The sequence below is a fragment of the Paenibacillus kobensis NBRC 15729 genome (assembly GCF_004000825.1).
Lineage (GTDB): Bacteria > Bacillota > Bacilli > Paenibacillales > Paenibacillaceae > Paenibacillus_T > Paenibacillus_T kobensis.
The window spans coordinates 57,430-71,960 of the sequence record NZ_BILZ01000023.1 but is presented as its reverse complement, the minus strand read 5'-3'; the positions used below and the strand labels follow the sequence as shown (position 1 = coordinate 71,960).

Below are 14,531 nucleotides of genomic sequence, written 5' to 3'. Positions count from 1 at the left end.
CTAGATTTCCTTATATTAAAAATAAGCACCGCTCCCGAGTGAGCACGTAAGCGGCGCTTTTCAACTTAAGAAGTAAAGGTGAGCGATTGTACCACCTTGTCGAACCGGGCGCGAAAAGCGGCCGTATCGTTCGCTTTGTACACTTCGACCTCCAAGACGATCAATTTTCCGTTCTTCTCGAACATATAGGCAATCGAATTAGACGGGATGTAGGCTTCCGGTTCCTCATATTCAACCCGGATAACCGAAATACCGTTAACCGTCTCCGTCTTCCTAGAGATCACACGAGCCCCATGCTCGGCTTGATCTTCTTCCTTCACATAGTCATCGATCGAATCCGCATAGCCCTTTGCAGTTGTGCCTGGAGACGTAACGGTTAAATACAGGTCTCCGTATTCGAACATGAACATGTTCATATTATCTTCCAAGCTCTCGCTGTTATCGTTCCATGATTTCGGCAGTTCGATCGAATAGCCGTGCTTCTTGCTCGTTCTCTTCACGAATACATCGTCGAGTGGAGCTTCTTCCCCAATCTCGCTGAAATTTTCATCTACGAACTTCGTGTCGATCGTTAGGGTGCCTAATATGGTATCGAACAGCCCCTTGCCATTGTTGTTGCTATTGTCCGCTTTCTCGTCCTCTTCCCGGTCATATTCGAAATTTATTCCGTATTTATGATCGCCCGATACATAGAACACAAGATACTGCGTTGTCCAATCCTTCATATCCCAGCTATGTTCGTACTGCAGCACTTGCGCTGTTCCATTATTAATGGTTACGGAATATTCCGAGATGCCGCGCAGGTAATCCGCAACATAGTCGCTCTCCAGCTTCTCTCGAGTTTGCTTCCTCCACTGCTCCGCCGTTTCGCCATTGGCGACGGAAGCAACAGCAAGACTAAGATCGGCATTATCACTGGAAAACTCCGGCGTCGAAGAGCCTTCATATTGCGTCCACTCGACCGGAAGCTTAAGTTTCAAACCATAATCCTCATCCTCATAAGCAATCATGCCGCCGACAACCTTCGTAATATCCTTAAGCTTCTTGTCCGCACTATTGAACGACATTGTAAAGCTGTCGAGCAACGGCTGGTATTTGCTCAAACCTTCGCGCGTCTTCGCTTCCGCACCAGACGATATGACATAAACATAATTCCCGTTCTTAGCCGCCCGGTACTCGTAGAACCATCCGGAACGGTCTTTCGTGACAACCTTCTCGAACGTTGCACCGCCCGCTTTCACCGACTTTTTCTCCAGAACGATCTCATCGTCGGAGAAGTAGCTCATAATCAGGTCCCGAAGTTCTTCGCTTGTACTCGTCTCTTCATCCTCTGTCACTTCCACAATAACAGCCGGATTTCCGCTTCCATCCGCCCATACGGTAAGGCTTCCGTCATTGGACTGATAGTCGAGCGACAGGTCCGCCGGGTATTTCATGCTCCACTTAAAATAGCTGTCTCCCACCTTCGTGAAGCCGGCATCGCTGTCGATGCCCGCCTTGCTTGTGCCGCCTGCTTTCTTGCCCGTAATCGTAATTTGGTTGCCGCTTAGCGCAATGTTCGCACCGAATGCTTGCGTAATCACGCGAACCGGAACCATCGTAACGCCGCTGGCGATCGTTGGCTCAGCCGAAAGCGTCGAGACCGTTCCATTAACGGTTACCTTATTGCTGCCAATGGTCAGAACGACAACGGTGGAATTATAAGTGAGCGTAATCTTTTTGTTGTTTTCCAAATTCAGCTTAGCACCGAATGCTTTCGTTATAACGCTCAGCGGCACCAGTGTCGTTCCATTCACCTTCACGGGTTTCTGAATCGTTAACGCGGAGCCGTTAATCGTAACGACCGGACTTCCAACCTCCAACTTCATGTTGACGGACTCGCCCTCTATGGCTTGAGCAGATTCAGCAGCATGTGCAGTCCCAGCCGTCAGCGACAGTGATAGGGACAGTGACAAACAGGCCATCGTTAGACAAAGTACAGTGATCATTGCAAGGATTCGCTTAGACATGAAAAAAATCTCTCCTTCGATTGATTGACAGCTCGATCTTTCCACTATCCTAGTTAAATTTTCCTATCTTTTATCTCTTTTATCGGATTCGAGTCTCTTATCTATCATCAAATTCTGCAATTATTTGTGTTTATTTTAAGATGATAATGAACCCGGCTTCGCAAGTGTAGTTACGTTTTGCTCTGTTCCTATGTGATTTGGCTATTGGAGCGGTAAGCGCTTCCTGACGAACATTAGGACATGCTATAATTAGGCCATATTGGCAAGCTTAATACGTACATTCAATCCAGTTCCGGGAGGTTATATTCACATGAAACTTGGCGTATTCTCCGTACTGTTCGCTGGCAAACCGTTCGAAGAAGCACTCGATTATATCGCATCCAAAGGACTCGACGCTGTCGAACTCGGCACCGGCGGTTATCCGGGCAATGCACACTGCGATCCCGATGCACTGCTCGCCGATGCAGGCAAGCTTCGCGATTTCAAGCAAGCGGTTGAATCCCGCGGCTTGATCATTAGCGCGCTCAGCTGCCATGCCAACCCGCTTCATCCGCAGAAGGCGCTCGCTTCGGCTGACGATGCCGTGATCCGCAAGACGATCGAACTCGCGAACCGTCTGGAAGTGCCTGTCGTCAATACGTTCTCCGGCTGCCCAGGCGACCACGAGGATGCCAAATATCCGAACTGGCCGGTTGCGCCTTGGCCGAACGATTATCAAGATATTTTGAAATGGCAATGGGAAGCGAAAGTTATCCCGTACTGGACCGAAATCGGCAAACTGGCGGAATCGAACAATGTGAAGATCGGTCTGGAGCTGCACGGCGGCTTCTCCGTCCACAGTCCGGCAACGATGCTCCGTCTTCGCGAAGCGGCAGGCAATGCGATCGGCGCGAACCTCGATCCGAGCCACATGTGGTGGCAAGGTATCGATCCGGTTCAAGCGGTCCGCATCCTCGGACGTGCTGGCGCTATCCATCACTTCCATGCGAAGGACACGACCATCGATCCGATCAACGTCAACATGCACGGCGTAACCGATATGCAGTCGTATGCACTAATGCTGGACCGCGCTTGGCAGTTCCGCACGGTCGGCTTCGGCCACGACCTGAAGACATGGGCAGACATCATCAGCGAGCTGCGTCTCGTCGGCTACGACTATGTCGTCAGCATCGAGCACGAAGACGGCCTGATGTCCATCGATGAAGGCTTCACGAAAGCCGTGCAAAATCTGCAGCAAATTCTCATCCGCGAGCCACTCGGCGAGATGTGGTGGGTATAAACGAAATAACGAAGGGGCTGTCCCTGCGGCGTCATGTACAACATGATGCCGCGGGGAACAGCCCCTTTTTTATACCGTGTAAGAAAATAAGAAAGAAGGCGAAGCAACGTTACACGCTGCCTCGCCTTCTCGCCCCCGTAAATTCGGATCCCTATGTAGACCAATAGTATGGCCTTATTTCATCCAGCTTTCCGTAATCATGACGTAATCGGAAAACAGGAACACGAGCAACGATACCGTCGCAAATCCGATCGCGAATACGTTCTTCTTCGGTCTTGCCATCAACAGTCGAACTAGGCCGATCGCAATCAGCACCGTGAACGCGAGCATGAACCAGTCGAACGTGTTGATGTTGCTCGACGATGCGGCTTTTGCCGCCTCTTCTGCAAGATACATGGGATGACCTCCTTTTCGTCACACGTCACCTATCATATTCCTATGTTAGCGGCTGCCGCCCATCGATGCAAGTCCAACCGGCCAACCGTAACACTTTTGTCAACATTTTACCTCAAAATCCAACGAGATTACACATATGTAAGACTCCGGTCGTCAAATATTGTTGCCAATCGCTCCGGATTTATGTAACCGCACACGATGAACAACCCGTCTGTCAGCAGACTTACGGGTTGTCCCTAGCGGGCTGTATGAGCATTCTAGCGCAAGAAACAAGAACGAGTTAATAAATCAGATCAATCGTAACATAATCCAGATTCCGGTACAGCAGCAACTCGGTGCGTCCGGTCGCTTCGTCCATAATGACGACATAATCGGCTCCCGGCGTCACGATTACACCTTGGAACGTGCGGGCATTCCATTGCGAGTTGTTCGGATAAGTCATATGGAACGTCGCTAGATTCCCTCGAACAGACTTTAGCCACCTCTGAAAGCTAGCCTTGCGGATTCCTTTGCGGCATCGTTGCGCTTGCGAGCTTCGCCGGACGTTGCGTCTCGCCTCTCCCATCGTGCAGCATCCCTCTCTTCCATTCATCCGATAACTATACAATTAAAATATGTTATGAGAACGGACTGCTTTCGGTATGGACAATCAGAGGATGGCGGATGCATCGGGGGCAACTGCCCCGCCGAAATCCATCACGGTCAACCCCTCTTCCTGCCGCTGAACTTGTAGACAGAGCTGTTCCGTATAAAATCGAAGCGCGGCTTGATAGTTCTCGACAAACAAAATGATGCCTGTTTGTTTCCATTTCAACGCTATTCCCCCTAATAAACCTCTCACTACTGTCTATATCCTAACGCGCGGTTCAGGAAATTATCGTCAGCATAAAGTTGTAGTGTGGTAGTACGGCGATAGTATGGATTTCTCACTCCGTGAGCCAAACCAAGCAGACTAGTAGTCGGCTAAAGAATCCCACAAGCCTTATTCGCTCCAAATGACCTCTACTAGCAATGTAACGAACTCCAGCAGCCTTATTTCTCATAAATGACCACGATTTCGATTAATTGAAGCCAAATAGCGCCTATACGATTCGTTAAATCAAAATCAAGGCAATTTCGGGCAAATAAGAACGTTACGATTCGTTAGCTGCCTCGCCTCACGAAAGAAGGAAGCATGCATCATCGCATGCTTCCTTCTGTTGTAACGCTATACCGCTCGCTCAATGGCGGTCCGTCTAATCCGCCGCTCCCGCAGCAACCGATTGTTCCGCTTCCTGGCGCCGATTGACGGTACGCTCGCGGTCGCGCTCGAGAATCGGCTTCAAGTAGCGGCCCGTATACGAGCCCTCTACCTTAACGACGGATTCCGGCTCGCCCGTCGCGACGATTGTGCCGCCGCCGCTGCCGCCTTCCGGTCCGAGGTCGATCAAATAATCGGCCGTCTTAATAACGTCGAGGTTATGCTCGATAACGAGCACGGACTCGCCGCTGTCGACCAGACGATGAAGCACCTGCAGCAGCCGGTCGATGTCGTCGACGTGCAGACCCGTCGTCGGCTCATCAAGAATGTACATCGTCTTACCCGTGCTGCGGCGGTACAGCTCAGCCGCGAGCTTGACGCGCTGTGCTTCACCGCCCGACAACGTCGTCGCCGCTTGGCCAAGGCGCATATAGCCGAGACCGACGTCGAACAGCGTCTGCATCTTCCGGTGAATGCGCGGAATGTTACGGAAGAACTCGACCGAATCCTCGATCGTCAGCTCAAGCACTTCGGCAATATTTTTCCCTTTGTACTTCACTTCGAGCGTCTCGCGGTTGTACCGCTTGCCTTTGCAAATCTCGCATGGCACGTAGACGTCCGGCAGGAAGTGCATTTCGATCTTAATAATGCCGTCGCCGCGGCATGCTTCGCATCGGCCGCCCTTCACGTTGAAGCTGAAGCGCCCTTTCTTATAGCCGCGCACCTTCGCCTCGTTCGTGTTCGAGAACACGTCGCGAATGTCATCGAATACGCCCGTATAAGTAGCCGGGTTAGAGCGCGGCGTACGGCCGATCGGCGACTGATCGATATCGATGACTTTCTCGATGTGCTCAAGGCCGCGAATTTCTTTATGCTCGCCTGGGCGAACCTTCGCTCTGTTCAAGTCGCGAGCCAACGTTTTGTACAAAATCTCGTTCACCAGTGTCGACTTGCCGGAGCCCGATACGCCGGTAACCGCCGTAAAGACGCCGAGCGGAATCTTCACATTCAGTCCGCGCAGGTTGTTCTCCTTCGCGCCGCGGATCTCCAGCCACTTGTCGGACGTCTTCCGCCGCTCCAGCGGCACTTCGATAAACTTCCGTCCGCTTAAGTATGCACCGGTCAGCGACTTCTCGTCCGCCATCACTTCCGCAGGCGTGCCTTGCGCAATGACTTGCCCGCCGTGAATGCCCGCTCCCGGTCCGATATCGATAATATAGTCCGCAGCCAGCATCGTATCCTCGTCATGCTCGACGACGATCAGCGTGTTGCCGAGATTGCGCATATGCTCAAGCGTCTGAATAAGGCGGTCATTATCCCGTTGATGCAGACCGATGCTCGGCTCGTCCAAAATATACAGTACGCCCATCAGACTAGACCCGATCTGCGTCGCGAGCCGGATACGCTGTGCTTCACCGCCCGACAGCGTGCCCGCTGCACGGCTCATCGACAAATATTCGAGGCCGACATTCACGAGGAAGCCAAGACGTCCGTTAATTTCTCTCAGGATAAGATTCGCAATCGTCATATCCTTCTCACTAAGTTCCAGTCCATTGAAGAAACGCTGTGCTTCGCCGATGGACAGTGACGTGACGTAGGCGATATTCTGCTTGCCGACCGTGACGGCCAGACTTTCTTTCTTTAAACGGTGGCCTTTGCACGATCCGCACGGCTTCGCGCTCATATACCCTTCGATGATTTCCCTCATCATATCCGATGCTGTGTCGCGATAACGGCGCTCTAAGTTATTCACGATGCCCTCGAATGCGACGAGCGCTTCTTTCCGGTGGCCGAAGTCGTTCTCGTACTTGAACTTCACGAGCTCGCCGCCAGTGCCGTAGAGAAGCTTCTTCATATGCTCGGCGCTCAGCTCGCCGACAGCCGCAGTGCGCGAGATGCCGTAGTGCTGGCACACTGCCGCAAGAAATTGCGGATAATAATTCGAAGTACTGCCCGCCCATGCCTCGAATGCGCCTTCCTCGATCGACTTGGACGCATCCGGTACAAGCAAGTCAGGGTCAACGATCATCTTCGCGCCGAGCCCGTCGCATTCCGGACAAGCCCCGAACGGGCTGTTGAACGAAAACATACGAGGCGCCAGCTCGTCAATGCTGAAGCCGCATTCCGGACAAGCCAGGTTGGAGCTGAACATCAGTTCTTCCTTATCGATGATGTCGACGATGACTTTGCCTTCCGATAACTTCAACGCCGTCTCCAGCGAATCCGCAAGGCGGGTGTGAACGTCGGACTTCACGACGATCCGGTCAACGACGACCTCAATCGAATGCTTCTTGTTCTTCTCGAGCACAATCTCCTCGCCGCCAAGCTCGCGGAGCTCGCCGTCGATCCGCACGCGGACAAAGCCTTGCTTCTGCACATCCTGCAGCAACTTCGTATGCTCGCCCTTGCGGCCCGATACGATCGGCGCCAGAATCTGCAGCCGCGTCCGTTCCGGATATTCCATAATCCGGTCCACCATCTGCTCGACGGTCTGCGACGTAATCTCGATACCGTGATCCGGGCAATGCGGCTTGCCTACCCGGGCGAACAGCAGCCGCAGGTAGTCGTAAATTTCAGTTACCGTGCCGACCGTCGAGCGCGGATTGCGGCTCGTCGTCTTCTGGTCGATCGAGATGGCTGGCGACAGACCGTCGATTGAATCGACGTCCGGCTTCTCCATCTGCCCGAGAAACTGGCGGGCGTATGCGGACAGCGACTCGACGTAGCGCCGCTGTCCTTCCGCATAAATCGTATCGAATGCGAGCGACGATTTGCCGGAACCGCTAAGTCCCGTCAGCACGACGAATTTGTCGCGCGGTATCGTGACGTCGATATTTTTTAAATTGTGGGCGCGTGCACCCTTGATAACTATCCGATCGCTTGCCACTCCTGCTCCACCCTTCTGTTCCCTCTATAAAATAGGGCCTATACCGCCCCTATTAATCCGTCTCTGCCCGAAGCTCCAGCAGCGCGTCGCGAAGCTCGGCGGCACGCTCGAACTGCAAGCTCTTCGCCGCATCCTTCATCTCCGCCTCTAAGCGCTGAATAAGCGACTGGCGCTCCTTCTTCGTCAGCTTGCCGCCTGCGCCGGTTCCCGTCAGGTAGTCCGCCTTCTGTTCAGCAACCTTCGTCGCCTCGATAACGTCATGAATCTTCTTGCGGATCGTCTGCGGCGTAATACCGTGCTGCTCGTTATAAGCGATCTGAATCGTACGGCGGCGGTCCGTCTCCTTGATCGCTTTATCCATGGAGTCCGTAATCTTGTCTCCGTACATAATAACGCGCCCTTCGGAATTCCGGGCAGCGCGGCCGATCGTCTGAATAAGCGACCGTTCCGAACGAAGGAATCCTTCCTTATCCGCATCGAGAATCGCAACGAGCGATACTTCCGGCAAGTCCAACCCTTCGCGAAGCAAGTTAATGCCGACGAGAACATGGAACGAGCCCAGACGCAAGTCGCGCAAAATCTGCATCCGTTCGAGCGTTTTAATATCCGAGTGCATATACCGCACCTTAATGCCGACGTCCTTGAAGTAGTCGGTCAGATCCTCCGCCATCTTCTTCGTCAGCGTCGTCACGAGCACGCGCTCATCCTTCGTCACCCGGTCTCGAATCTCGCTAAGCAGATCGTCGATCTGCCCCTTTGTCGGACGCACCTCGATCGGCGGATCGATGAGACCCGTCGGCCGAATGATCTGCTGCACCATTGTCGGACATTGCTCTAGCTCATAAGGTCCCGGCGTAGCGGATACATAGATCATCTGGCCCGCCTTTCCCTCGAACTCCTCGAACCGAAGCGGCCGGTTATCCATCGCCGACGGCAGCCGGAAGCCGTGCTCGACGAGCACTTCCTTGCGCGCACGGTCCCCGTTGTACATCGCACGAATCTGCGGCAGTGTCACGTGAGACTCGTCGATGACGATCAGCATATCGTCAGGAAAATAGTCCATCAACGTATACGGCGTTGATCCGCGTTCGCGGAATGTGAGCGGACCTGAGTAGTTCTCGATGCCGGAGCAGAAGCCCATCTCCTGCATCATCTCGATATCATAGCGCGTCCGTTGCTCCAGCCGCTGCGCCTCGAGCAGCTTGCCCTGATCGCGCAGCTCCGCAAGACGCTCCTCCAGCTCCCGCTCGATATTGACGAGCGCCCGCTTCATCGTCTCCTCATGCGTAACGAAGTGGGATGCCGGGAAAATCGCGATGTGGTCGCGTTCGCCCACGATCTCGCCCGTAAGTACATCGATCTCGGTAATCCGCTCGATCTCGTCGCCGAACAGTTCGACTCGCATGGCGCGCTCGTTGTTCGCGACTGGGAATATCTCAATCACGTCGCCGCGCACACGGAAGGTGCCGCGAATGAAGTTGATATCGTTCCGCTGGTATTGAATGTCCACCAGCTTGTGCAGAATCGCGTCGCGGGACTTCTCCATGCCGACCCGCAGCGACAGCACAAGGCTCCCGTACTCGCTTGGCGAACCGAGACCGTAGATGCACGATACGCTGGCTACGATAATGACGTCGCGCCTCTCGAACAGCGAGCTCGTCGCCGAGTGGCGCAGCTTGTCGATCTCGTCGTTAATGCTCGAATCCTTCTCGATGTACGTATCCGTCGACGGAATATAAGCTTCCGGCTGGAAGTAGTCGTAGTAGCTGACGAAGTAGGACACTGCATTTTCCGGAAAAAACTCCTGAAACTCGCTGCACAACTGTGCCGCCAGCGTCTTATTGTGCGCGATAACGAGCGTCGGACGGTTCAACTGCGCGATCGTGTTCGCAATGGTGTACGTCTTGCCCGTACCCGTCGCACCAAGCAGTGTCTGATACCGTTCGCCATTATCGATACCCTCGACCAATTCTCGGATCGCCCCCGGCTGGTCGCCCTGCGGCTTGTATTCGCTCATCAGCTTGAACGGTTTATTCAGCCTCTCTACCGTCTCCATGTCGGCCGCTCACCTCCCTGGCATTATTGTTTATTTATAAAATGAAGTTCTATTAATCTGTATGCCCAATAGGCCTGCCTTAATAGACAGCAACCGATCGAATCTGCCCGTCGAATCGGGACAGAAACTCGAATGTGTGTTCCCATCCATTATATCGTTTTCCAGATGCCGATGCAATTTGGAATATGAGCGGGGTAATCATTAACCTTCCGGCAGCATGAATGTGCGGCAACCTATTAATTCACGACTGCCCATCCCCCCTGCTGTGATCAAAACACTGCCAGCGAATCCATAACTAGATTGTACTCTGTACAATGAAAACAACCAATGTTCGCCTGCCGCATAGGCTTGATTGCATTTCATACAACCCAAATCAGCACAACAGTCAGCCTTTACTCTAAAATATCGATTTCTGCCCATTTCCCATTGTACGTTGTGCAATGAACGAATGGTTCCCCGCCTAATCCCCGTATTTCGTTGCACCGACTGCAATGAGACCCTCCTCCAAACCGTAATCCGTTCCGGATAACCGTCACAAATGACCGGCATAACAAAAAAGCGCGCCATGAAAGGCGCGCTCTTCAGTCTCTACCCATACTCCTATCCAAAAACACCTGCTCCGAACTATACCGTCGTATCCTGCGGCCGGCTGGCACCGCCATGATGCCCGCTTCCGCCATGGCGAACAGACTCAGACCCTCCGTGCAAAACTCCATCCGAACGGCGCATGAACGGCCAGTAATTCGCTTCGCCGAACATGCGGACCATGATCGGAATGAACAACGGCAGCATAATGAGCGCATACATGAACAATCCGCACAGCACGATCGTCGCAATCTGAAGCAGCGACATGACGCCCGACGGAAGCATCGCCGCGAACGTTCCTCCCAATATGACGGCAGCCGACATGATGACCGTTCCCATCCGGCGCATCGCGAGAAGAATCGCTTCCGATGGCGGCAAATGGCGGTATTCTTTGAACCGGTCCATTAAGAAGATGCTGTAGTCAATACCGAGCGCCATGAGCATGACGAAGCCGAAGAACGGCACCGCCCAGCTGACGCCGGTATGCCCGAGCAAGCGGACGAAGATGATCTCCGATACCGCAAGCGATGTATAGAATGTAAGCAGAAGCGAAGCGATCATGTACAGAGGCATCACGATCGACCGGAACAGGGCGATCAGAATGATGCCGATCCCGATCAGCATGTACACGACGGTCTTGGAATAATCGCCATCCGACATCACTTTAAGATCCTGGTTATTGCTCGTAATGCCTCCGACCGCGTATTCTGCGGAAGCGAACGCCGTATCCTGCAGTCCGCGCGCTGCAGCAGCCTTCAGCCCCTCAATCCGCGACATCGTCTCCAGCTCGTAAGGGTTGCCAGCGAACACTACGTCGAATTTCACCGTCATCCGGTCCGGCGACATATAAGCGTCAAGCGCCTGCGTGAACTGGGCATTATCCGATGCCTGACCCGGCACGAACCAACCGGTCATGCCTTTGTCCGGCGCGGAAGACAACTCGGTCAAATAACCTCTTGCCGAGCCCAATCCGTCCGTAACCTGCTTCAAGCCGTCGACACTCTGGTCGAGTCCGCCTGTCAGCTCGGACAGCTGGCCGTTCAGCTCGGCAAATCCGGACTGAAGCTGCTTCTGTCCGCCCGCCAGCTCATCGAGACCGGACGTCACGTCCGGAAGCTTCGATACGATAGCGCCTTGGCCGGCTGCCGCTTCGTTCAGCCCCGTTTGGAGCTTGCCAATGCCATCGGCCAGCGTTTTCAGCCCGGAGGCGAGCGCCGCCTGGCCGGACGCCGCTTGGCTTAAGCCGTCATTCGCTTGGCTGACACCGCCGGCAAGGCCGTCCAGTTGGCCGTTCAGCTTGCTCAGCCGGCTGTTCAGCGAAGCAGCGTCGCTTTGCAGCTTGCCGACCGCGCCGAGCGCATTGGTGAATGCCTCATCATCGCGAAGCTCCGGATATTTGTCGCCGAGCCCCTCCAGCCCCGTGCCCACCGACTGCAACCCGTCCGCCAGTTTCGCTTGCTCTTCAGCCAGCTCCGAATAACTGCCCTGCAGCTGCTTCAGACCGTCGCCCAGCCCGCTGTAGCTGCCTTCCAGCTTCTTCGCCGCTTCGGACAGTTGAACAGCGCTTTGACGCGCATCCTCCAGTCCGGCTTTCAGCTGTCCGGCTCCAAGCGAACCGTCCTTGATGCCTTGCTCGATCCGCTTCAAGCCGGCTCCGAGCTCCGACACGCCGGATTTTAATGCCGCCGTGCCTTCAACCAGCTTGCCCGCGCCTGCCGCCGCTTCCTCCAGCTTCGGCGCGTTCTCGCTCAGCGACTTGCTCGCTTCGGACAAACCGTTGCCGATCGTCGTCAAGCCGTCGCCGCTTTGGCCGAGCCCGTCTTCCAGCGTACCGACCTGATCCGCGACCAGGAAATCGTCCGGAGCGGTGCCCATCGGCCTCGTCGCGCTGCGCACCGTCTGGACGCCTTCGACTTTGGACAGCTCCCGGCTTATCTGCTCGATTGCCGCAAGCCCTTCAGTCGTACCCATCGGCTTATCGGATTTGATCACAACACTCGTCGGCAGCGTCTCACCAGGCCCGAAGCTGTCCGCGACCAGGTTGAACGCTTTGACCGAATCGTATTTGTCGCCGATCTCGTCCAGCGAGTTGAACGAAATCGATCCTTTATACGCCGTCAATGCCGGCACGGTCAGCACCAGCAGAATGACGAGCGCCCAAAGCGGCCGCTTCAGCGAGAATGCGCCGACCGCCCCCCACATCTTGCTCTCCTTATGCTCGAGCGATCCTTTGGCCGGCCAGAACAGCGCATTGCCCAGCACCGCCAAGAAGAACGGAACGAGTGTGAACAAAGCGATAAGCATCACCGCTACACCGACCGCCACCGCCACCGCCGAGCGGTACAGGACGAATGTCGAGAAGCCAATCGCGGCAAATCCGACGAACACAGCCAGACCCGAGAACAATACGGTACGGCCTGCCGTCCGGTACGTCTCGACGATCGCCTCCGTACGGTCTCCGCGATGGATCAACTCTTCCTTATACCGGCTGATCAGCAGAATGCAGTAGTCCGTCCCGATCCCGAACATAACCGCCACCATGAATATTTGCGTAAAATTGGACAACGGGAAATCCATATACTCAACGAGAAATGCGACGATCGACTGCGACGTCACATAGCTGAACCCGACGGCCAGCAGCGGCACGATCGGTGCAACCGCCGAGCGGAACACAAGGAACAGAATGACGAGAATGAAGCCGACAGTAATGAGCTCTGTCTTTTTCAGACCTTCCTGCGAGCTCTGCACGACATCTTCACCGATAACCCATCCGCCTGTAATATAATGATCGGCTTTCACGTCGGACATGGCTTTATAGAGACCTTCACTCATCTCCTGCGGCAGTCTGCCTTCCGATTCGACCTTCGCCAGCGCAATGACGGTTGCCCCGTCCTTGGACACCAGCTGATCCTTCAATTCTGCCGTTATAAAATGGGATGTCACGGACGTCACGCCGTACTGTTCCCCATCATTCGATAACCGGTCTATCGCTTGCTTCGCTTGCGCCATATCGTCTGCGCTAAGCCCGCCGTCACGGTGGAACACGAGTACGGTCGACAATCCTGTATCGCCGCCGGCTTTGCCGCTGAGTCCTTCAAGCAGCTTCTCCGCATCCGTGGAGCTGTACCCGTCCGGCACGCCGACCTGCCCTTTGTCTCTGACGAGCTGCGCCATATCAGGCGCTGTGAACATCAAGCCGGCAAGCGCCGCAATCCAGATTACAAGCACGAGCCAACGCATTTTCAAAATGGTTCTCATCCTGCTCCAATCCCTTCCTTCGCCATTCTAATTGGATTCCGGCGACCCCTGTGTGTGAACAAGCACGGCAGCCAACTTCTCGAAGGTCTCTATAAACGTTCGTGCTTCCTTGTAGTCGAAGTGAACCAAATAATGACCGAGCAGCTCCTCCAGCTTGCTGTCGAACAGCTTCGTGATCTCCTCGCCTTCCGGCGTCAGCACCAAATAGTTGACGCGACGGTCCTTCTCGTCGGGAATGCGGTCGATTAACTTTTTGTCGGACAGCCTGGTGATTATGGCCGTGATCGAACTCTTGCCCACGCAAAAAATGTCTGCCAGCTCCGATGAAGTCGTCCGTCCGTTCTCTCGCAAATAACGTAATGCCGAGCACTGGTCAGGCGTTATCTCACCAGGCGCAATATCCTTAATTAAGGCGTTCAGTCTGCGGTTCACGGTGAAGGAAGCCGCAATGTACCGGTCGATCATCTGATGCAGCGTCTCTCTGTCCATCGTCTCACGCTCCTTTCTGTATCATTCATTTTTGAAGGCTGTTCGATTGTCGAACAGTTTTACTGTAGAATAGTTTCACTATCGAACTATAACAAATTTGCCCAGCCATCGTCAATCGAACAAAATGTGAACGGACGCCGAATGCGCCGCATGTTGCTCCTTGAAAAACAGCAGCAATACAGTTGCGAAAAAGCGGCAGCAATACGAGAGAAATAGAGAACGCAGCAAGGACTTGTGTTGAGTAAAAGATGGGTTTCGGGCTTGCGAAAGGCCATAAACGCGAACGCCAAATGAGGAAGGAAGCAAGGAGCGGCGATGCCGATGTTCGGCGC

9 protein-coding genes are annotated in these 14,531 nt (G+C 54.2%); 1 reads left to right on the top strand and 8 read right to left on the bottom strand.

The features are described 5' to 3' along the window. Positions 1–65: 65 nt before the first annotated feature. Positions 66–2,009 (bottom strand): stalk domain-containing protein, encoded by a 1,944-nt coding sequence (locus tag PKO01S_RS14760; RefSeq protein WP_127532120.1) that lies wholly within the window; start codon positions 2,007–2,009, stop codon positions 66–68. 310 nt (positions 2,010–2,319) lie between these two features. Here PKO01S_RS14760 and PKO01S_RS14755 point away from each other — a divergent pair, with 310 nt between their 5' ends. Beyond that, entirely contained in the window at positions 2,320–3,288 is a 969-nt protein-coding gene (locus PKO01S_RS14755) for a sugar phosphate isomerase/epimerase family protein (protein ID WP_127532118.1), read from the top strand. A 174-nt stretch (positions 3,289–3,462) separates the two neighbouring features. On the opposite strand, the gene PKO01S_RS14750 is transcribed toward PKO01S_RS14755, so the two are convergent. The 7 genes from PKO01S_RS14750 to PKO01S_RS14725 form a co-directional block, all read right to left on the bottom strand. After that, positions 3,463–3,684: a hypothetical protein gene (locus PKO01S_RS14750; protein ID WP_127532117.1), complete on the bottom strand. Its 222-nt coding sequence runs from the start codon at positions 3,682–3,684 to the stop codon at positions 3,463–3,465. Positions 3,685–3,964: 280 nt separating this feature from the next. After that, the gene (locus tag PKO01S_RS14745) at positions 3,965–4,249 is read right to left on the bottom strand and encodes a spore coat protein GerQ (protein WP_246070587.1); all 285 of its coding nucleotides are present in this window, start codon (positions 4,247–4,249) and stop codon (positions 3,965–3,967) included. 84 nt (positions 4,250–4,333) lie between these two features. After that, positions 4,334–4,498, bottom strand: coding sequence for a VOC family protein (locus PKO01S_RS28805; RefSeq protein WP_164779615.1), 165 nt, complete (start codon positions 4,496–4,498; stop codon positions 4,334–4,336). Positions 4,499–4,919: 421 nt separating this feature from the next. Next, positions 4,920–7,811: an excinuclease ABC subunit UvrA gene (uvrA, locus tag PKO01S_RS14740; protein ID WP_127532114.1), complete on the bottom strand. Its 2,892-nt coding sequence runs from the start codon at positions 7,809–7,811 to the stop codon at positions 4,920–4,922. 52 nt (positions 7,812–7,863) lie between these two features. Then, positions 7,864–9,867 carry an excinuclease ABC subunit UvrB gene (gene uvrB / locus PKO01S_RS14735; RefSeq protein WP_127532112.1) on the bottom strand — a complete coding sequence of 668 codons (2,004 nt, stop codon included), beginning with the start codon at positions 9,865–9,867 and terminating at the stop codon, positions 7,864–7,866. Positions 9,868–10,491: 624 nt separating this feature from the next. Next, positions 10,492–13,710 carry an MMPL family transporter gene (locus PKO01S_RS14730; RefSeq protein ID WP_127532111.1) on the bottom strand — a complete coding sequence of 1,073 codons (3,219 nt, stop codon included), beginning with the start codon at positions 13,708–13,710 and terminating at the stop codon, positions 10,492–10,494. Positions 13,711–13,737: 27 nt separating this feature from the next. Continuing rightward, the gene (locus tag PKO01S_RS14725; protein WP_127532109.1) at positions 13,738–14,199 is read right to left on the bottom strand and encodes a MarR family winged helix-turn-helix transcriptional regulator; all 462 of its coding nucleotides are present in this window, start codon (positions 14,197–14,199) and stop codon (positions 13,738–13,740) included. Positions 14,200–14,531: the final 332 nt, after the last annotated feature.

Coding starts and splice junctions, on each gene's coding strand:
- PKO01S_RS14755 (WP_127532118.1), top strand. CDS start 2,320: ATGAAACTTGGCGTATTCTCCGTACTGTTCGCTGGCAAACCGTTCGAA.
- uvrB (WP_127532112.1), bottom strand. CDS start 9,867: ATGGAGACGGTAGAGAGGCTGAATAAACCGTTCAAGCTGATGAGCGAA.
- PKO01S_RS14750 (WP_127532117.1), bottom strand. CDS start 3,684: ATGTATCTTGCAGAAGAGGCGGCAAAAGCCGCATCGTCGAGCAACATC.
- PKO01S_RS14745 (WP_246070587.1), bottom strand. CDS start 4,249: ATGGGAGAGGCGAGACGCAACGTCCGGCGAAGCTCGCAAGCGCAACGA.
- PKO01S_RS14760 (WP_127532120.1), bottom strand. CDS start 2,009: ATGTCTAAGCGAATCCTTGCAATGATCACTGTACTTTGTCTAACGATG.
- PKO01S_RS14725 (WP_127532109.1), bottom strand. CDS start 14,199: ATGGACAGAGAGACGCTGCATCAGATGATCGACCGGTACATTGCGGCT.
- PKO01S_RS14730 (WP_127532111.1), bottom strand. CDS start 13,710: ATGAGAACCATTTTGAAAATGCGTTGGCTCGTGCTTGTAATCTGGATT.